The sequence below is a fragment of the Erysipelothrix inopinata genome (assembly GCF_014396165.1).
GTDB lineage: Bacteria > Bacillota_I > Bacilli_A > Erysipelotrichales > Erysipelotrichaceae > Erysipelothrix > Erysipelothrix inopinata.
In genome coordinates, this window is record NZ_CP060715.1 from 1132077 (window position 1) to 1151028 (window position 18952).

Below are 18952 nucleotides of genomic sequence, written 5' to 3' on the forward strand. Positions count from 1 at the left end.
CAGCTAATCGTGAAATACATATGGCATGGGAGAGGAAAATTAAAAATGAAAAAAAAATATATATTTATATTAGCTTTGTTACTGCTTGTTTCTGGATGCAGCAGCAAGACGAAAACGATTACCCTACATCTCGATAAATTTAGTTTTCTAGATGGAACTAGGCGTAAAGATGTTACCGTAGAGAATGGAAATATTGTCGGTGCAACCCCTTCATTAAGTTCTGAGGCAACTCCATATTTTATTGAGTGGAAAGATGAGAAAAATAATTCGGTAGAATTGAATAATATCCCGAAGAATGCAAGAACACTTGTGGCTGTTTGGGATGAAGAAAAAATTGCTGAAAAAAAACAAGAAACTGTTTCAAAGGAAGAAACAAACCAAGAAGAAAAAGATAAAAGTGATGATGAAGCTAGAAAAAAAAGCGAAGAAAAATACGAATTGGTTGACAAATATTCTAAAGAAATCGAAGAAAAACTGAATGCTGATATGGGAGATTTTTCTAATTTTAAGGTGAAGCGTAAAGTTATGCAAGGTAAAAATCTAATTTCAATCGAAATAGATATCACTAGTCAGGAAATTATAAATAATTTTACAGATAACATCACCTCAGGTAAATATAAAAGAGAGGTTGCTTCTTTTCTGGATGCTTTAAAAATTCTAGAGTTATCTATAGTGAAGGGTAATCCAACGGATCATAATATTTTTGTCACTATTTTGAATCCCGCAAATAAAAAAAATGTATTGTATGGATCTTTGGACGGAGTAACGTTGGATTCATACTTCGTCACGAATTAGAATACTATAAAAAGGTCTTTAGTACTTCAAAAATTAGAAATACTAAAGCCTTTTTTATTTTTATTGATTTTTTTTAATATGTGCTTCGAGTCCTTCGCGAACATCTTCAACACCCATACCAATAACTATTTGAATATGGTTTTTCTTTGAAATAATACCTGAGTTACCAAATTGATTAATGAGGTCCTTATTTACAAGAGAGTCATCAATGAGATCAATTCTTAATCGTGTAATACAGTTGTTAATTTCTTTGATGTTTTCTACACCACCTAATCCATCAACAACAAGTTGATAGTTTCTGTTTGTAGTGGAGAGTTCCGATTCATCATCGAAGATATTGTTCTCTGCCTCATTGAAGTTATCTGTTCTACCAATAAGTTTGAGATCCCATTTCTCTATCACAAACTTGAAGACAAAGAACTCAACGGCGGTGAGTATGACAAATAGAATTGGAACAAGCCATTGTCTACCAAGTTCCATTGGAATGATGATAGAGTTCATAACTGTTTTTATGACTGTAGAGACTTCAATATTAAGTCCTACAAGGTTGGATAGCATGAGTCCAAATCCATATACAATACCATGGAATACCCATAAGATTGGAGCGGTAAATAGGAATAGGAATTCGATTGGTTCTGTAATTTCCGCAAACATAGCCGCGAATAGTGCTGGTAAGACGATTGCCTTAACTTTTGATTTATGTTCTGGCTTCGCAGTATGAATCAATGCAAGACAGATACCAAGTGGTAGGGCTGTAAATCCGAAGTTTGCAAGATATCCAACGGATGGATGAATTGCGGTAATTTGACTGACACTACCAATTTCTGCTAACCATATATTTAGAGCTCCTGCATATGATGCTCCAGCAACAGTTGCGGTTCCACCAAGAGGTGAGAAGAGGATTGGCATATAGAGTAATGAATGAAGACCCATTGGTAACAGCATTCTATTTGCAAATCCGTAGATGAAGAATCCAAATGATCCCGACTTAGATATGATGTTTACAAGTCCTTCGATGAGACCGTTAATGAATGGCCATACGTATGACAGTATAATAGCTAAGAAGATTGATACAAAGATCATGACGAAGTATACAAATCGTGTCCCTTCGTAAGGTGCAATCATCTTATGAAGTTTCTTATCATGATATTTGTTGAATACATAACCTGCAACACAACCGAGTAGAATTCCTAAGAAGACTCCCATGTCAACGACTTGGAATCCAAGGACCATAGCTTGACCAGTACCAGCAAGGCCATATTCTCCTGGAGTTGCAAGTTGGTTTGTTACAGTTAACCATTGGTTATTGGCTACAAGGAATAGTAAGAATGTTACGATACCAACGATGGCAGCATCGTTTTTCTTTGTCTTCGCAATGGATGTTGTTAGCGAGACACAGAAGATGACAGCCATTTGGCTAATAAAACTACCTGTTAAAAGGTTAAAGAGGAATGAGCCACATTGTTGAATGAATGTTGGCATAAACTCCATCTTAAGAACAGCAGAGATTGAAATTAATAAACCTGCCAGTGACATAAACATAACTGGCCTAATAATAATTCTAGAAAACTTTTGCATTGATGACATTATTTTATCTTTCATGTTTTCTCCTCCTAAAGTTATTACTTAATGACACTAAAATTAACGAGTTTAATTTTATCGTGATTTTTTATTTGTTTTGAAAAATCTGAATTAATAACAAAATCTAAAGTACGTGTTCTTTGATCGGTTAGTGATGAATGTTCAAGTACATAACGATCAAGATATCCTGGATGACAAATAAGTTCTAGAGATTCATAGGTTAAACAGTCATCAATAATATTATCAAGATAGGGTTGAAGCATAGTCGGATGTATATCTCCACAAGTATCGAAGTGTAGATCGATACGTTTGGTTGAACGGATATCATCAGGAAGATTATAGTTTTTACGAACAGGAATATCATACTTTCTTCCGAGTGCTTCAATAACTTCTCTATTTTTCCCTAATGCGTGAACGTGATGATGTGAATCGAGGTGCGTTGGTGTAACACCAAGTTCAATGATTCTTTTTATTTGAGCATCCCATTCTTCAAATAACTCCTTGTTATCGATTGTGAATGTCTCATCTTGATAGAAAGATAGCTTGTGGAAGTTCCCTTCGGCATCCGTTAAAGTTTGGTGTGTCTTTAAGAGTGGTTTACCAGCAGTTAAAGTGAGATGAACACCAATACCTAAATCGGGATAAAGATTGGCTAAACCTGCTGCATAAGCTGTAGCAGGCATATTAGCCATAAGTGTTGTGGATGTAACGATTCCATACCGATGAGCATCGACGATGCCATCCGTAATACCTTTACTTAATCCGAAGTCATCAGCGTTAATAATGAGATATGTCATTATTTTAACTCTGGCCAGTAACCTTCATTAGCTATGATCATCTCATCAAGTACTAATTTCGCAACACGTGCTGAAGGAACTGTTTGGTTAAGAGTAAATGCTTCTAAAGCTTTTTGATAGGAACCTTCGAAGAATGCGTCAACAAGAAGTTTCTCAGCTGCAACTTGTGCTTCCATAAGGCCTTTGTGGAAATCTGGAATGTCATGACGAAGTGAGATTGGTTCAACGCCTCGTGCATTAACATACACTGGAACTTCAACAACAGCATCTGATCTTAAGTTAGGGATTGCGCCTCGGTTAGGAACAATTAATTTGAAACGACCGTTTAGGTTGTTGAGTAGGGATAATGCAATATCGACGATATACTGACTGTGAGCTCCTTTTTCAAAGAAGTCATCATTCTCTACATCAGGATTTTCTCTAATTAAATCCGCAACTTTCGCAATGTGTTTTAAGCGTCCGTCCATGATGACATTGGCACGTGTATAGTTAGGATCTTGTTTTTCAACAAACATGTCTGGATATAAATAGTATTCTAAGTAGTTGTTGGAAATATTGTTTGGGAAGTTACTGGTAATATAACCAAGCATATCGTAAGTTTTTTGCCAGCTTGTTTCAAGACCGGGTACAGAGATCCCACCATTAATAACACCTTCAATAAGTTCAGGCATGATATCACGTTTTTCGTTCACATCATAAATACTATCAAACCAACCGAAGTGGTTTAAGCCATAGTAATCAGCAATCCAATTCTTACGATCGTATCCAAAGTTTTCTGCAAGTGCTTCTTCAATACCAATCGTCATATCGCAAGCGTTAATAATTTTGGCATTTGGGAACTTACGTCTCACTGATTCTGAAATAATTGATTCAGGGTTTGTATAGTTAAGAATCCATGCATCGGGAGCGTAGTCTTGAATAAATTGAACCATTTCAAGGAAACCACCCATTGAACGCATACCGTAAGCAAATCCACCAAGTCCACATGTTTCTTGTCCAACAAGACCATGTTTAAGCGGGATTTTTTCGTCAAGTTCGCGCATCTTCATTCCGCCCACACGAATTTGTGCAAAGACAAAGTCGATGCCAGTGAATGCAAGTTTTGGATCATCGGTTGCGAGAAGGTCAATGTGAGCCATATCGTTTTGTCTTAAGATATAGTCAACAATCACATTCATGTCATCATTACGTTTAAAATCTGTGTCATATAAACGAATTTCTGAAATTGGAAATTCTTTATAGTTATCTAATAATAGTTGTACAATCGCTGCAGTATGGGTACTACCACCACCTGCAATACATATTCTTTGTTTCTTCATAGCATCCTCCATTATTTTTGTAGCTAGCACACCTGTAATGTAACATCCTCTAACCCAAATTAATAGAACTATGGTAAAATAAGAAAGCGATTACACCGTTGGTGTCAATTTACATTTTTGGTAAATATTTACATAGAGGAGGATACCCATGAAATTAGAATCATTAATCAACGAACACTACCACAATCTGAGTGAAGTAGATCGTCATGTACTTCAGTATATTGTAGCGAATCAAAGGGATATCGATTCCCATACAATTTCAGATATTGCGGAAGAATGTAATACCTCAACGACATCTATATATAGAGCAGTTAAAAAATTAGGATTCTCAGGTTACAGTGAGTTTCGTTTTTTTATTAAAAATCAAAACTCACAAACTGAGGTTGTTTCGGATATGAATCTAAAAGATGAAATGTCTAATAATATCAAACAAACAATGAAGCTACTTGAAGATGAAAAAGTTGAAGCGGTATGCTCATTACTTTATAATTCAAAACAAATTTATGCTTATGGTACAGGCTGGAAACAATCTGCAATTATTAAATCCATGAGTAATGACCTCAACTATTATGGTAAGCATTTACTACATCTTAGAACAATGACTGATCTAGAGAATATGAGTCACGTTATGACACCAGATGATGTTGTCATTATTATTTCGTTAAGTGGTAATACAGAAGGGCTCAATAAGACATTAAACATATTGAATCTTAGAGAAGTTCCTATTGTTGCGATTGCTCCATCTAATGTAAATGTTTTATCCAGTCGTGCTACTTATACCTTATATCACAATCCCAATATTTTAGGAGATGTTTCGTATATCAAGCATTGGTCAACTTTTGAAGTGAATCTCATCATTGATTACTTAGTTAATAGTTATGCTAAATATTCATATACCAAAAATAATATATAAATTTAGGGAAAATCATATTCAGGGCATATTTATATACCTAGGGGGTATTTATTATTATGTCAGATAAAACTGAATCACAGACTACATCAACTTTTACAACTAAACCTAAAAAGATGATTTTATTTGAAATTGTACTTCTTGTGATTATCTTTGTTTCGTATCACCGTTTTACAAATGCTCAAACAGGCATGCCGATTGAAAGAGAAGTTGCCTTATATCTATATATTCCCACATACTCATGTATCATTGTTTTTATAGTTCTTTCAATTCTAGATACCAATAAGAACCGACATCTAAACAAGTTAGTTGTGATGAATGGAATTCTTGCTTCACTATTCTTTGGTATAAACCTCGACAAAGAATTGCATAGCTCTTATCATGTGACACTGAGTGATATGCTTAATCCACACTTAAAAGATTATACGATATCTATTAATGCGCTAATAATTATGTTTGGTATCGTTTTAATACTTACAGGTATCTATTTTTCAGCATTTATTAAGAAGCGGAAGTTGCAGAAGAATAATGAATGCTTACCCGCAAAATGTTAGTTCTTCATGGTTTCAAAATTGTGATACAAGTAAGAAAAGCGTTTTTATTGTATGAAAGGAGGATAGAAAAAGTGACGCTAAGCAAATAAAGGGGGGATAAAAATGGCTTCTGAATTAAATACTGGTTTTCCTATTTATGTTCTCGTATATATTTACATATATTTTAGATACATGAAAAACATGGAGGCTAAGCAGATATTTTGGTTTACATCTTTTGTAATATATTTGTTCTTAGTTATAGATATTACAATTTTTCCGATTCCAACATCCTTAGAAAGAATTCAATATAACTTCATTATTAGAGATGGTAATTCAGTTCTAGATTCTATCAACTTAATTCCTAACCTTAGTCTAAATAATATTCTTTCTAGGAATTTCTTTTTAAATATGGTTATGTTTGCGCCATTCGGTTTTTTGATAAATGTAATCTTTATCGAAAGCAGTCGCTTCAAGAAAACATTTTTTGGGAGTTTGATGTTTACTCTATCGATTGAGTTAACTCAACTTGCTCTTTTATTTTTTACTGGATCATTCAAAACTGTAGATATTGATGATATAGTTTCTAACATTCTTGGGTCACTTATCGGACTATTATTTTTCTCTATTTTATTTAATCAGATAAAGGGGGATAAAGAACGAAAAGAAATATAGCAGTTTTTATATTTTCTCTATCATCATTCTTATCTCTATCCTTTCTTACTTCTTTGCGACGAATGCAAATAAATTCTTTTTTAATCTTCGATAAACAAGTCACCCTATAATGCACAAATTCTTAAATCAGATTTTTCAAAAATATGAATAGGGTATTAGATAAAGTAAAAGAGAATGTCTGACAAAAAGGACGTGCTTTCTTTAATGTACATAGAAACTTTACATGACGAAAATCATATGCTAAAGTAACTTTAAAGAAGGTATGCATCATAAATACCTCGTCAGTTTACTCTACATGATTTAATTTCAAATATATTATTAGTCAAATCCTCAAAACTTATCATATTTTCTATTGTTGGTGCACTTATGAAAGGCAGGATACGCAATGAAAAAGGTAAATAAAGTTTTGAATATACTCCTTGCAACCCTTTTCTGTTTTCTAGCAATTCAAAAACTAGATGGTGCGAATGATTTTTTAGGATCGTATCCTTTTTATTATGAAGACATTAATGAAGAAAATGAAATTCTTCAATTATCATTGAATACAAATATTGATCAACTTAAAACTAATTCGCTGAAGGATGTAATTTTAAAAATGTTTGAGACGTATCCTTATGATGGATATGTTCAATCGATGAGTTCGACGACAAGAAAGTCTAAGGATGAAATGGCATATTCCATTTACGTATATCCTAGCAAAACGATTCAACCTAATGGATCTATTTATAGTCATTTAACTTTTGATACCGTGAATCCGATACAATATCATTCACTTGAGTCCTCAGGCTACTTAACCAATGATCTTAATGATTTGAATGCATATGCTCGCGTTAAACAACCAACCAAGATTAACAAAGAAGTTAAAGACTTTTTTGGAAACCAAAGTTATCAAATTTATCCCTGGACAAAATTTGAGGAAGTAGATATATCGGAAGTATCTTCATATACCATCCGATTCTATGTTCCAATCAGTGAAATCGAGGCCTTCAAGAAGGAAGTATATGAAGACTTTAGTCAAGAGTTCGGATGTACTACAGACATGTCTAACGAGATAATTAATGTGTGCGGACCAGGTGTGCTTGGCGTAGACAGTGGATTTACATATGTTAGTGAGACTCTAGATTTTATAAACATATCAAATTTACTATCATTTCCTACAAGCTTAGTATTTATAACTTTCGCGGCAACAATCGTCGTCTTGTTCTATCAAAGTCTTGTTCAGAGAAGAGAACTAACGGTTCGTATCATCAATGGTAATACACCCATAAAAATATATAAAGAGGTATTTTTTCCGGTTGTTGTATCGCCATTCCTTTACTTTGCAGTTACTTCGGGGATAATATCCTTTCTCTTCGTAAATTTTGATGTGGGTTTGAGTTCAGTTCATCTGAAGAAGGTACTGACAGTAATTGCGTGCTACTTTCTAATCTCACTACTTTTAAGTATTATCTTTTTCTTAGTTTTCTACATTACGCAAGGGAGTATCGTTTTGAAGAAGGACTCCAATGCGAGAATCAGTTTGTGGATGAGTTACTTATTGAAAATTGGAATAATAGTAGCACTGCTTGTACCATTATCTAAGGATTTGGAAGCGTTGAATAATTCGAAGCAATATCTGAAACATTTTGATTCAAGTATGCTCTATAGAACAGGGAAAATAGTTTCAATTTATGAAAATTCAACTTTGAACACTGAAGATAGTGAAAAAGAAAGTAGATATATATTTGAGCTCATGACAAGACATGGTTTAGACTACTTAAACTTTGATTTTTTTGGACACGTTGCTTCCGAAAAAAATACGAGTTTTATAGCAGTGAATAAGAATTTCTTAAGTAAGTTTCAAATCATGAAATCAGATGGTACTCGTTTAAATACTGATGAATTGAATCATGATGTTTTAATTGGAACACAAAATAATCTTGACTTATTCCACAACCCATCAATTCAGAGTATAGATAAAATCGCTGTAGATTATACACTCGATGCATTATTCATCGTTTCAGGATTTTATGCACAGAACCCAGTCGTATATGTACTCACATCTTATGAAAATCCAGTTCTTAGTTTGGGTAATTACTCTATTGTGACAGACCAAAATGATATTCAAGAATTCATAACTGAAGTAAACGAGGTTGCCTCAGTATCAGAGATTATTAAAATCGAAGATATGCGTGAGTATATGAGTGATAAATATAAATCTGATCAAATAAAAGTTTACTTAGAATTATTTAGTTTTCTAATCATGTTAATTATTTTTTCTACACTTGCTATCACAGCATTCTTTGAAATTAATCGTAAGAAACTTGCAGTAGAATATCTTCATGGTATCGGAAGAATACAAAGGTATCGAGAATTGATTGTGTTTGAAGGAGTCAGTCTTATACTATCCTTCGTAATATTGTTTATGATCAACCAACATCAAAGTACAGAAATTGTTAACTATGTAGATACACAAATAATTACTTCTTTGTGTGTACTCATTGTAGTGATTGATTTTGCTATCTGTAGTATCTATATCAGAAAGTTTGAAAAAGAACAAACATCTATGATTCTCAAAGGAAGCATCTAAAAATTTCTAAACTAAAAAAGCCAGGAGTCTCGCAAATTGAGAATCTTGGCTTTGTATTGTTATAGATAAACGACACGTTCAGTGGCATTAATTATTTCAGTATCATGTGTGACAATAATAACAGTCTTACCACTTTGATGAAGTTCATGAAGTAGATTCATGACAATGTGTTTATTTTCGTCATCAAGACTTCCAGTTGGTTCGTCACAAAGAATAAGATTAGAGTCTTTAAGTAAGAGCCTTGCTATCGCAATACGTTGTTGCTCTCCACCAGAACACGTATACACTTTCCGATTTAAATAATCAATGAGACCGACATTATCTAATGTTGCATTCAAATCAGAGTCTTTAATCTGTTTTCGTGAAAGTGCAAGTTCAAGATTATAACGAACTGTTTTGTTATCAATGAGCGCAAAGTTTTGAAAGAGATAACCGATACTATCTTTCAAAATTTTAGTAGCTTCGTTACTAAAGGGTTTGGGTGCTTTCTTCCCATAGAGTAGGTAAGTACCACCATCAAAAGTTTCGAGAAGGCCGAGTATGTTTAAGATTGTTGATTTTCCTGAACCTGACCTACCAGAAATACAGATCATCTCACCTTCATTGATTTCTAAATTGAAGTTTTCTAATACAGGGATGTTATTATAGCTTTTATTTACATCCTTTAGTTGAATTATTGGTGTCATGAATTTTCTCCTTTCAGAACCGTTGAGCTTGTTGATTTTTGGAATGTTCGTGCCATACTCAAGAATAAACCAAGATCTAGAGTGATTAATAACCCTAGGATTAGATAAATGCGTTGAAGTGGAATAGTAACTGCTAATTCTCCTGCAAAGTATTTATTGTTGAGGTGAAATAAGATCACAACAATCGATATTAAAGTAGGAATAAAAGTAGCGAACATAATCTTACGATATCGTTCAAATCGGGTTTTACCTAAGAGGTAAGCGACGGCTAACTGCTTTCTTTCGTTGTAGAATAAAATGGTTAGAATAAATTGTGTAACAATTAAGGAAAGAAACAATAGAGTTAAGGTTAGTTCGATTACGGTAGCACTACTCTCGGAAATCCAAGTATCTAAAAATGTCTCGTACACACTGTTATCTACAGAACTGGTTAATCCGATGTTGGTAGATATTTCCTCAAGAATTTCAAGACGTTTTTCCTTTGGGGTATCGTATTCAAAGAACATGTCAAACGTTGCGGTGTTGAAGTCAGAATAGTCATCAACGATTAAATAAATAATTTTTGAATCGTAGGAATTAACCATTAATCCGGCTTTTTTAGATTTTAATAGAGGCGTATCCTCTACAAAAATTATCGGTTCTTGAAGTGTATCTAACCCTTCTGAATTTTGATATTTTTTCGGAACAATATAACTATTTGTTGTTATGGTATCGAGATCAAGCACATTCCCATCTAAGGTTGAAATTTTATAAGGATTTAGGAAATAATTATTAACTGTAGTCACATCTAAACTTTCAATAATCGATTCCATGAAGTAGTAATCCTTGATGATCCCAAAATGATGTTCTTGAATCATATCAATAAGCTTCAAATCTGTTTTTTCATCCCAATTTTGAGATTTAGGATGACTAAATTTGAATCCTGGTTGTGTAGGAGGGGATAGGTCAATTCTTTTCAAGTAATAAGGATCACGTTGAATAACGTGTTTGAATCCTTTTAAATCTGCAAGAACTTCATGATTATCAATAATTGGTAAAATAAGGCTAAAAATAAGAATAAATTTAAAGAGTGTAGAAACAATGACAATGTTGTATGACGAGAATGATTTTTTGAGTAATGTATTCGGATTAGAAAGTTTGAATATTAAATAGGTAATATAATAAAACAAACATACGATTAATATAAAAATAAGTGTTAAACCAAGAATCATTTTATTAAATGTTTGCGTCATTGTATTAAAGTCGCGTACTTTCCAAATCCATAGGCCAATTGTTGTAAGAATATAAGTTTCGATAATGATAAAGATATTGTCATGAGTAACACTTGTGAATGTTTTAAAGAGAGAGTTTCCATTCATACGTCGTATCATAATTTCTTTTGAATTCGAAAAACTTTCATAGAATATTATTGAAAACAATGCGATTAAAGACATTGTAAAGACTACTTTAGTGATTGAAGTAGTATTTGTTAAGATATCGTAAAAGGATATTTTTCTTTCCCAATAATCTTCGTAAAGACTATTGGCTACCAACATTCCTTCACAACCTGAATTACCACACATGTTTGAAGGATTAAAAACCTCTTTAATCATAAGCTGATTAATCTGGTCTTCTGTATAGAAATCACTAATAATTGACAAACTAAAAGGTGTCTTATAGTTGAGAGTGTGACTTGTAAGTAACATGTGCATAGGCATTATTAAGTTATTGCGTTCTTTGCGGCTAAATCCAAGCTCATCTCTGCTCCCATACAGATGTTGGATATGAAAAATATTATCTCCAGTCTTTATCGGATTATCAGTAAGGATTTTATCCTCTGTACTCAAAGAAAAATCAATACTTGATAATTCTCGATCAAACTGAATATGGTTAAATGCTTCTGTATTCTTCACAGTCGTATAAGTAGCTGATAAGTTTTCTCCGTTGGTATCAAAACTAGCATAATACACAACAGCATCAATCTGCTCGTTAGTATTTAGAGTCGTCTCTAATTTTATGAAGAAATCGACAGGGTCATCAAGGAAATGGGTTGATAAATTATAGTTGACACCGTGAATATCTCCATCTCTAATTTGATGGTAACTAATTTCATACACATTCTTATCATAAAAGGTGCTTGCGGTGGAAAGTGTTGCATTGAACGTTAAGAGTGCAACAAGAATCGTGAAAACAATACTATGTTTCTTCATAAAATCACCAGTCCTTTGTATATTGGAATGTAAAATGAAATTTTTACTCAGAACATTATTATTAATTTTGCTTTCGGATAGTGGATACTTTACGAGTGGTAATTATAAACCAACAAGTTTTTAGTTTACTCATTGTTAGAATTTTTAAATGATATTAAAAATATTGTGGAAAATCTGATTTCTGAAATTATAAAGAAAACAATCTATTGAATGGCTACGAATTGTTGTATCTTTGACTCAACGTAAACAGATCACGATATACCATAATAATAGTTTAGATTGATTCCTTTTTCAATAGAAGCCAAAAGTTAACTTGAGGTTGGCATGTACTTGTTCTAATCTAAGGAAACTATTTATTCATTAATGTATTGCTATTGTATATACTTTTGATATAGTTTATTTAGCAAAGGTGGGAACAAAAGATGAACAGAAATGATAATACTAATGAGAAAGATAGACTGGATAATGATTGCCTAGATATAAAATATCTTACTCAGGATGCATTAAGTATGGAATTAGAGAAGGGATACAGAGAGATGATAGATGGAGAAGGGACTTCAGTTGAAGAAACTTTTTCGAGTATTCGTAAAAAATACAATCTATAACATTTTTTTTGGACAGTTTCATATTAATATCTGCTCTAGTGAAATTGAATAAGTAATAATAAACTTGGTTATCGAAGGCTCAATTATGACCTTCGATTTTTTATGTATCCCTAAGACTCTTATAGTTATAACTTGCCACATTGATATGGTTTCTTATTGACCTATTAGAGATTAGAGTTCGATCCAATCTGGATATATAATAGCAGTAGGAAGGAGATATTTATGACTCGCTATTATCAACCAACGCAGATTCATTTTGGTCCTAAAAAGACAGAATGTATCGGTGAAATTACAAAAAAATATGGCAATAAAGCACTGCTTATTTCGAGTGCTGATGAGCCACTACAACCTTTATATACAAGAGTAAAAAGTAAATTAGATGAATCAGGAATTGTTGTGACACACTTTACGGGTGTTGTACCAAATCCGACTGTTGATTCTGTTGAAGAAGTTTTAAAACTTGTTGAAGATACAGACATTGATGTTGTCGTTGTAGTTGGAGGTGGAAGTGCTATTGATACTGCTAAGGCATTCGTATTTAAATCAGCACATCCAGAATTATCCTGGGATACAATTTTTGAAAACTTTGGATCACCAGTTCCAGAATATGAGCCATTGGATAACCCATTTCCAATTGTTGCAATACCAACCACATCAGGTACTGGATCACATGTAACGCAAGCAGCAGTATTATCTTTTGGTTCGGATAAGTTAACGCTATTTCATCAGGATTTATTCTCCCAAGAAGCTATTATTGATCCTGAACTAACAACTACTTTACCTAAAAGAATGACAGCTGCTACTGCTTTTGATACTTTCACGCATGCTTTTGAAAGCTATGTGAGTCCACGTGCTAACGACTTTACACGTCATGATTCAATTGAAGCAATGAAACGTGTCTTAAACGCATTACCTAAAGTTCTTGATGATCCCACATCAATTAGCTTAAGAACAGAATTATCGGTGGCAGACTCCCTTGGAGGCCGTGCCCTTGCAAATGCGGGAGCATCAACACCTCATCCACTTTCCGAAATCATCGGTGGTATAACCGGAGCAGTTCATGGAGAGGCACTTGCATGTGTCTATCCAGCATTCATCAAATACGGCATGGACATGTTTCCCAATCAATTTGAGGTTATTGCACAATTGTTCGGCAGTGGCAAGCATGCTGAAGACCTCGAAGCACTAGTCAGAGATTTCTTAGTGGAAATTGGTCTGACACGCTCTCTTGATGATTTTATTACCCAACCAAATCAACGTGAACAAATCACATCTCATCCAGCGTTAGATCATCTTCCTTTTGGAAACAAAGAATACTTTGTAAAGATACTCAATGAATCCTAGTCAAAAGCGAGTATTTATTGATTTAGATGGCACATTATTAAATTCCGAAGGATCCGTCTCTTTCTTTACCAAGCAAGAGATAGAGAAAGCAATAAATCGTAATATAGAAATTTGGATATGTAGTGGACGTCCGTATTGTTTCGCACAAAAAATCGCGAATATGATTGATGAACGAATCAAGACTATTAGTTATAATGGATGTATGATTGAATCGAACATTGAAGATTCCTTCAATCCTCAAATACTCGAAGATATTCTTAAACTAATGAGTCCAGAATCAATCATAATCTTAAAATCACGCACAACGCTCTATTCCAATAAACTACCAGTTATTGATTCCTTTGCCTATCGCGATGAATTAAAAACTTATAGCATGGAAGAAAAACCACTTATTGAGTACCAAAATGATTGTATACTTAAAGTATTAATTCTTGAAAAGAATCAGTATGCACACATGAAGGATAACTTAATGAAACAAAACTTGGAATGTTCCATTGCTTTCTACGAAAACTTAGGTTGTGAAATTACGCCTAAAGGAATCAACAAAGGATCAGCTGTTAAGAAGGTGCGTCAAGAAAATGACATCATCATTGGTATCGGAAATGATATGAATGATATCTCCCTTTTTGAAGCATCGGATATAGCAGTTGCCATGAAAAATAGCCATAAACAATTATTAAGTATGGCACATGTAATTACATCATCTAATGATCAGGATGGTGTTGGAAAATACCTCGAAACATTATAGAAAATTAAAAGGAGAAAAAATATGAAACACATTAAAATTGCAGCAGGATTAGCTCATGTTAATTACGGAAGAATTGCAGATATCGTCAAAGAAGTCAGTGATGCAGGAGTGGATTACATCCATTCTGATGCAGCAGATATGCATGACTTACAAAATATGAAACTTATGGGAGGACATCAAATCATTGCAGGGATTCGTCCAGAAACAGAATGTCCAATCGAATGTCATATCTATACAGAAAGTATGGACAGAATGTTCATCGAACAAATTGCGGAAGCAGGAGCTCAAATGTTAATTATTCCTGCTGAACATTTCATTGGTGCGCAACTTGCATATATCATTAACTGGTGTCGTGAAATGGATTTAAAAGTTGGTTTAACATTAGGTTGCTACACACCACTTTGCTTTGTAGAAGAATCAATCTACGATATTGATCGTCTTCACATAGTAACACATGGTGTTGACGAAACTGATGGTAAAGATAACTGGGGTTGGAGAAAGAGTGTTGTTGACCTCGTGAAACGCGCACGAGTCATGATTGATGAAAAAAATCCTGATTGTGAACTTGCAATTGATGGTGGATTACGCGCTGACAACATGGATTTATTAATTGAACAAAATCCAGATGTTATCGTTTTATCATCGGCTATTTTCAAAGATGAAAATGGACCAGCAGCAGGGGTACGTAAATGTCGTGAAGCAATCGATGCTGCAGCTGAAAAATACAATCTGTAATTTATGAATCACGCAAAAATATCAACGTATGGTAAAATCGTTTTAAGTTCAATACTAACAGCCTGTGCAGTTAATTTCTTCTTTCTTCATGACGGTCTTGCACCCGGAGGACTTACAGGTCTTGCGTTAGTCATTGGCTCGGTGACAGGGATTGAAGTGTCATTAATGACACTTCTCATCTCAGTTCCAATGTTAATTATTTCAACACTCGTATTGGGTAAAGGATTCGGGATGAAAACAATCATTATTACATTCCTTACGCCATTATTCATGAAAGTTATTCCAGTAATCTGGCTGACACAACCTCTTACCAAGATCCATCCCTATTTAGAATTATTAGTAAGTGCAGGTCTGGGTGGTCTCTTAATTGGGGGATCAATCTCGTTAGCTTTGTCAGCAAAATGTGCGACAGGCGGAACAGATGTGGTTGCCTTACTGATTCAACATGTTTTTAAAGATTTGAAGTTATCGCACATCATTTTAGTACTCGATGGCATGATAATCGCAGCAACAAGTATTCTACATAAAAATATTATGTTGGGCTTATTCAGTCTTGTTTCATTGTTTGTCATCACGCAAACAATTCAATACTTTACACAAAAGAGAGCCTAATCAAGCTCTCTTTTTGGTGAATTTTTAGTTTTAAACAGGGGTGTAATTAATTTCTTTAAGCGCAGTAAATCATCATCGCTAATGATGTTTCCTATTTGAATAACAGGTATTGGTAGATTTAAATCGATGGTACTTGTCGAAAGAATGCAGTCGAATGGTGATAAATCAAATTCTTTGAGTTCATGAGTTGTGATACTGGATTCCAACTTAATTTCGGGAATATTGAATGTAACTCTTTGGATAAGAACTGACTGAGCGCTACGACTTATTTCTGTTACAAGCAACGTGTTGAGGGATTTCTTTTGACGTTCGAGAGCACCCGCAAGGTAAAGTGTAATGAAACCAAGCTCGTCTTTAGAGAGGTTTTGCCAATATTCTAAATCTGAATCACGAATACTATCTTGAAGGAGTTGATACGTATTAGAGTAATAGGCATCGATTTCATGAAGGAGAGGATTACGAATTGGAATCCCATAGTTGATGCGTATATCTACTGTATTCATATGACGTCTTAAATCTTCAATGAGTTTGTCATCTTGTGATAAATTGACAGAGGAATGATGGTTCCAGTAGTTTATGAGATACGCAACGAACTCATCAATGTGACCGGTATTGTCTGAAGAAAGTGTCGTAACTTGTTGGTAAGCAACAACGTATATTTGCAGATAATACACATCCATTGGATCGCACACTAATGTTTCAAAGAAATCTTGTTCTTGGAGTAAGAATTGACTGATCTCATAGGCTTCGGGATATGCTTTGAGTTCTGTGATAAATATATCTGAGAGATTGGCTGAATAACCAAGATTAGATCGTATACAGACGATAAGAACACGAACTAATAAGTGACTGAGATTATTAACAGTATAGTTTTGAAGTGTCGCATTCCCAATGGTTAAGATAGTCTTGAAACCGGCTTGAATCTCATCATCTGTTAAATCAAGTCCAGGGAATATGAATCGACCATCACACGTTTGATTGATATTATGAATATAGGACTCGAAGATTGGAAAAGTACTACTTTGAATCATTTGGTCAAACATATAGTTTCGTATTTTTCGTTCCTTACCTTCAAACCATAGACCTTGCTTGCCTTTTCGTTCTAAAGAAATCTGAAAAGAATGAGCAGTGTCTTTAATTTCACTAATATCTTTTTGAATGGTTGCACGAGAGACGTAGAGTTCATCCATTAAGTCAAGGATACGCACCCCTTCATCAGACAATATTCTTAAAGAAATATAGATTTGACGATCACGAGGTGCTAGGGCTTGATGAGAATTATGTTGATACTTGATTTGTGATTCAAGGGTAAGTTTTGCTTGAGGGGTTCCTTCAATCATAACGCCAGAACCTGTTTTCTTAATGAGAGTTAGATTGCACTCTTGAAGTATGGGGCTAAGAGCATCGAGATCGTGACGAATGGTACGATTGGAAACATTGAGGTGATTGGCAATATCCTGAATTGTACGAAATTGATTTGATTTTAATAAATAACGAATAATTTGTAACTGTCTGGATTGTTTCATGATGTTCACTCCTTGGCAGTATTGTATCATAGAAAATGAAAGGGACTACAGTATGAAATTTAACATTGATAAAAAAGAGGAAAATATTCTGTGTGCTACAGCAAAACTTGTATCGATTAATTCAGTACGTGACTTAGAGACACGTGAGGAAAATGCTCCATTTGGTAAAGGAATTCGCAGAGCAATGGATTGTTTTACATCTATTGCGAAAGGATGGGGCTTTCGAGTTGGCGATGTTGATGGCTATGCAGTTTATGCGGAAATAGGTCCTGAGAATAATGAACATATTGGCGTGTTGGGACACTTGGATGTTGTGGAGGCAGGCGACCTAAATTTATGGCACAGTGACCCATTTCATCTTGATAGAAGAAATGGCATGCTATATGGAAGAGGCGTCAATGATGATAAAGGACCTCTCATCGCGGCACTTTGGGCAGCTCGTGCTGTTTATGAAACAAGTGAAATGAACCTGCCAATTCGCGTCATAGCTGGGGGTGCAGAAGAAACAACTTGGGAATGTATGACCCATTACTTTGAACACCATCCTCAGCCAGTTATGGGATTTTCTCCTGACGGAAATTTTCCAATTGTGAATGGGGAAATGGGGATGATTCATCTAAGGCTTATTTTCCCTAAAGAACCAGATTTTAAAGCAAAATCAGAGGTTCAATTTTCATACAACTGTAGTGATATAACTATTAATGGATTGCGAACAAAGAGTAATAAAGTCTTATCTCGTAATCCTCAACGATCAGACCATGCCATCTTTAATTGGATCAATCAATATGGATTCGGAGGCAGTTTAGTATTACGTACAATTCATGATCTTATTCAACCGGATTATCATGGTAAAGGCTTGGGTATCGATTCATTTCACGAAGAGATGGGAAATTGTAACGTTTGTATCTTATCCCTAAACAGCCAAGATGATGATACAGTCTTGGATCTTGATATTCGCTATCCGATTTCAACCTCAGAAGAGATCATTATCAATCAACTTATAAAACTAGGAGAATCTTACCAATTTGAGGTTATGCCTTTAAAAAGCAGAAAACCGCTATACGTTGCATCAGATCATCCCTTAATAAAAGCACTTAAGGATGCCTACCAAACAGTAATGCATGAGGAAGCACATTGTATTACGAAGGGTGGCGCAAGCTATGCACGCGTTATGAGTGCAGGTGTTGCCTTCGGAGCGACATTTGAAGGTGAAGATCCCCAACCACACATGCCAAACGAAAAAATGCCTGTAGCCTCTTTAATGAAAGCTACTGATATTTACATTGAATCGCTAAAAACATTGAGTTCTTCACAATAAAATAGTTATTTTT

Annotated in this window: 17 protein-coding genes; 11 read left to right on the forward strand and 6 right to left on the reverse strand. The window is 34.4% G+C overall.

The features are described 5' to 3' along the window. The first annotated feature begins 45 nt into the window (after positions 1–45). Positions 46–795 carry a hypothetical protein gene (locus H9L01_RS05435; protein WP_187532969.1) on the forward strand — a complete coding sequence of 250 codons (750 nt, stop codon included), beginning with the start codon at positions 46–48 and terminating at the stop codon, positions 793–795. A 60-nt stretch (positions 796–855) separates the two neighbouring features. Here H9L01_RS05435 and H9L01_RS05440 read toward each other — a convergent pair whose 3' ends face one another. Genes H9L01_RS05440 through H9L01_RS05450 form a run of 3 tightly spaced genes read right to left on the reverse strand, consistent with a single transcriptional unit; the run spans position 856 to position 4492 of the window. Then, the gene (locus H9L01_RS05440) at positions 856–2397 is read right to left on the reverse strand and encodes a PTS transporter subunit EIIC (protein ID WP_187532970.1); all 1542 of its coding nucleotides are present in this window, start codon (positions 2395–2397) and stop codon (positions 856–858) included. A 20-nt stretch (positions 2398–2417) separates the two neighbouring features. Beyond that, entirely contained in the window at positions 2418–3173 is a 756-nt protein-coding gene (locus H9L01_RS05445; protein ID WP_187532971.1) for a carbohydrate deacetylase, read from the reverse strand. Next, on the reverse strand, positions 3173–4492 hold the full coding sequence (locus tag H9L01_RS05450) for a family 4 glycosyl hydrolase (RefSeq protein ID WP_187532972.1): 1320 nt from the start codon (positions 4490–4492) through the stop codon (positions 3173–3175). The genes H9L01_RS05445 and H9L01_RS05450 overlap by 1 nt, the downstream gene beginning before the upstream one ends. A 148-nt stretch (positions 4493–4640) precedes the next feature. On the opposite strand from H9L01_RS05450, the gene H9L01_RS05455 reads away from it, so the two are divergent. The 4 genes from H9L01_RS05455 (at position 4641) to H9L01_RS05470 (ending at position 9176) form a co-directional block, all read left to right on the forward strand. After that, the gene (locus H9L01_RS05455; RefSeq protein WP_187532973.1) at positions 4641–5405 is read left to right on the forward strand and encodes a MurR/RpiR family transcriptional regulator; all 765 of its coding nucleotides are present in this window, start codon (positions 4641–4643) and stop codon (positions 5403–5405) included. Positions 5406–5461: 56 nt separating this feature from the next. Continuing rightward, on the forward strand, positions 5462–5956 hold the full coding sequence (locus H9L01_RS05460; RefSeq protein ID WP_187532974.1) for a hypothetical protein: 495 nt from the start codon (positions 5462–5464) through the stop codon (positions 5954–5956). A 102-nt stretch (positions 5957–6058) separates the two neighbouring features. Then, a complete protein-coding gene (locus H9L01_RS05465; protein WP_187532975.1) occupies positions 6059–6607 on the forward strand; it encodes a VanZ family protein in 549 nt (182 codons plus the stop codon). Between the two features lie 385 nt (positions 6608–6992). Further along, positions 6993–9176 (forward strand): DUF1430 domain-containing protein, encoded by a 2184-nt coding sequence (locus tag H9L01_RS05470; RefSeq protein WP_187532976.1) that lies wholly within the window; start codon positions 6993–6995, stop codon positions 9174–9176. 59 nt (positions 9177–9235) lie between these two features. On the opposite strand, the gene H9L01_RS05475 is transcribed toward H9L01_RS05470, so the two are convergent. After that, the gene (locus H9L01_RS05475) at positions 9236–9862 is read right to left on the reverse strand and encodes an ATP-binding cassette domain-containing protein (RefSeq protein ID WP_187532977.1); all 627 of its coding nucleotides are present in this window, start codon (positions 9860–9862) and stop codon (positions 9236–9238) included. Beyond that, positions 9859–12051 carry a hypothetical protein gene (locus H9L01_RS05480; RefSeq protein WP_187532978.1) on the reverse strand — a complete coding sequence of 731 codons (2193 nt, stop codon included), beginning with the start codon at positions 12049–12051 and terminating at the stop codon, positions 9859–9861. The genes H9L01_RS05475 and H9L01_RS05480 overlap by 4 nt, the downstream gene beginning before the upstream one ends. 422 nt (positions 12052–12473) lie before the next feature. On the opposite strand from H9L01_RS05480, the gene H9L01_RS05485 reads away from it, so the two are divergent. The 5 genes from H9L01_RS05485 to H9L01_RS05505 all read left to right on the forward strand — a co-directional run bounded on the left by H9L01_RS05485 (position 12474) and on the right by H9L01_RS05505 (position 16095). Next, complete coding sequence (locus H9L01_RS05485) at positions 12474–12656, forward strand: hypothetical protein (protein ID WP_187532979.1); 183 nt, start codon at positions 12474–12476, stop codon at positions 12654–12656. A 222-nt stretch (positions 12657–12878) separates the two neighbouring features. Then, positions 12879–14000, forward strand: a complete 1122-nt coding sequence (locus tag H9L01_RS05490; RefSeq protein ID WP_187532980.1) for an iron-containing alcohol dehydrogenase — start codon at positions 12879–12881, stop codon at positions 13998–14000. After that, positions 13990–14748 carry a Cof-type HAD-IIB family hydrolase gene (locus tag H9L01_RS05495; RefSeq protein WP_187532981.1) on the forward strand — a complete coding sequence of 253 codons (759 nt, stop codon included), beginning with the start codon at positions 13990–13992 and terminating at the stop codon, positions 14746–14748. The genes H9L01_RS05490 and H9L01_RS05495 overlap by 11 nt, the downstream gene beginning before the upstream one ends. A 21-nt stretch (positions 14749–14769) precedes the next feature. Further along, the gene (locus H9L01_RS05500; protein ID WP_187532982.1) at positions 14770–15483 is read left to right on the forward strand and encodes a ribulose-phosphate 3-epimerase; all 714 of its coding nucleotides are present in this window, start codon (positions 14770–14772) and stop codon (positions 15481–15483) included. 3 nt (positions 15484–15486) lie between these two features. Continuing rightward, positions 15487–16095: a YitT family protein gene (locus H9L01_RS05505; protein ID WP_187532983.1), complete on the forward strand. Its 609-nt coding sequence runs from the start codon at positions 15487–15489 to the stop codon at positions 16093–16095. On the opposite strand, the gene H9L01_RS05510 is transcribed toward H9L01_RS05505, so the two are convergent. Beyond that, on the reverse strand, positions 16092–17621 hold the full coding sequence (locus H9L01_RS05510; RefSeq protein ID WP_187532984.1) for a BglG family transcription antiterminator: 1530 nt from the start codon (positions 17619–17621) through the stop codon (positions 16092–16094). The genes H9L01_RS05505 and H9L01_RS05510 overlap by 4 nt on opposite strands. Before the next feature lie 52 nt (positions 17622–17673). On the opposite strand from H9L01_RS05510, the gene H9L01_RS05515 reads away from it, so the two are divergent. Continuing rightward, positions 17674–18939, forward strand: a complete 1266-nt coding sequence (locus H9L01_RS05515; protein WP_187532985.1) for a M20/M25/M40 family metallo-hydrolase — start codon at positions 17674–17676, stop codon at positions 18937–18939. The last annotated feature ends 13 nt before the right edge of the window (positions 18940–18952 follow it).

Coding starts and splice junctions, on each gene's coding strand:
- H9L01_RS05435 (WP_187532969.1), top strand. CDS start 46: ATGAAAAAAAAATATATATTTATATTAGCTTTGTTACTGCTTGTTTCT.
- H9L01_RS05440 (WP_187532970.1), bottom strand. CDS start 2,397: ATGAAAGATAAAATAATGTCATCAATGCAAAAGTTTTCTAGAATTATT.
- H9L01_RS05445 (WP_187532971.1), bottom strand. CDS start 3,173: ATGACATATCTCATTATTAACGCTGATGACTTCGGATTAAGTAAAGGT.
- H9L01_RS05450 (WP_187532972.1), bottom strand. CDS start 4,492: ATGAAGAAACAAAGAATATGTATTGCAGGTGGTGGTAGTACCCATACT.
- H9L01_RS05455 (WP_187532973.1), top strand. CDS start 4,641: ATGAAATTAGAATCATTAATCAACGAACACTACCACAATCTGAGTGAA.
- H9L01_RS05460 (WP_187532974.1), top strand. CDS start 5,462: ATGTCAGATAAAACTGAATCACAGACTACATCAACTTTTACAACTAAA.
- H9L01_RS05465 (WP_187532975.1), top strand. CDS start 6,059: ATGGCTTCTGAATTAAATACTGGTTTTCCTATTTATGTTCTCGTATAT.
- H9L01_RS05470 (WP_187532976.1), top strand. CDS start 6,993: ATGAAAAAGGTAAATAAAGTTTTGAATATACTCCTTGCAACCCTTTTC.
- H9L01_RS05475 (WP_187532977.1), bottom strand. CDS start 9,862: ATGACACCAATAATTCAACTAAAGGATGTAAATAAAAGCTATAATAAC.
- H9L01_RS05480 (WP_187532978.1), bottom strand. CDS start 12,051: ATGAAGAAACATAGTATTGTTTTCACGATTCTTGTTGCACTCTTAACG.
- H9L01_RS05485 (WP_187532979.1), top strand. CDS start 12,474: ATGAACAGAAATGATAATACTAATGAGAAAGATAGACTGGATAATGAT.
- H9L01_RS05490 (WP_187532980.1), top strand. CDS start 12,879: ATGACTCGCTATTATCAACCAACGCAGATTCATTTTGGTCCTAAAAAG.
- H9L01_RS05495 (WP_187532981.1), top strand. CDS start 13,990: ATGAATCCTAGTCAAAAGCGAGTATTTATTGATTTAGATGGCACATTA.
- H9L01_RS05500 (WP_187532982.1), top strand. CDS start 14,770: ATGAAACACATTAAAATTGCAGCAGGATTAGCTCATGTTAATTACGGA.
- H9L01_RS05505 (WP_187532983.1), top strand. CDS start 15,487: ATGAATCACGCAAAAATATCAACGTATGGTAAAATCGTTTTAAGTTCA.
- H9L01_RS05510 (WP_187532984.1), bottom strand. CDS start 17,621: ATGAAACAATCCAGACAGTTACAAATTATTCGTTATTTATTAAAATCA.
- H9L01_RS05515 (WP_187532985.1), top strand. CDS start 17,674: ATGAAATTTAACATTGATAAAAAAGAGGAAAATATTCTGTGTGCTACA.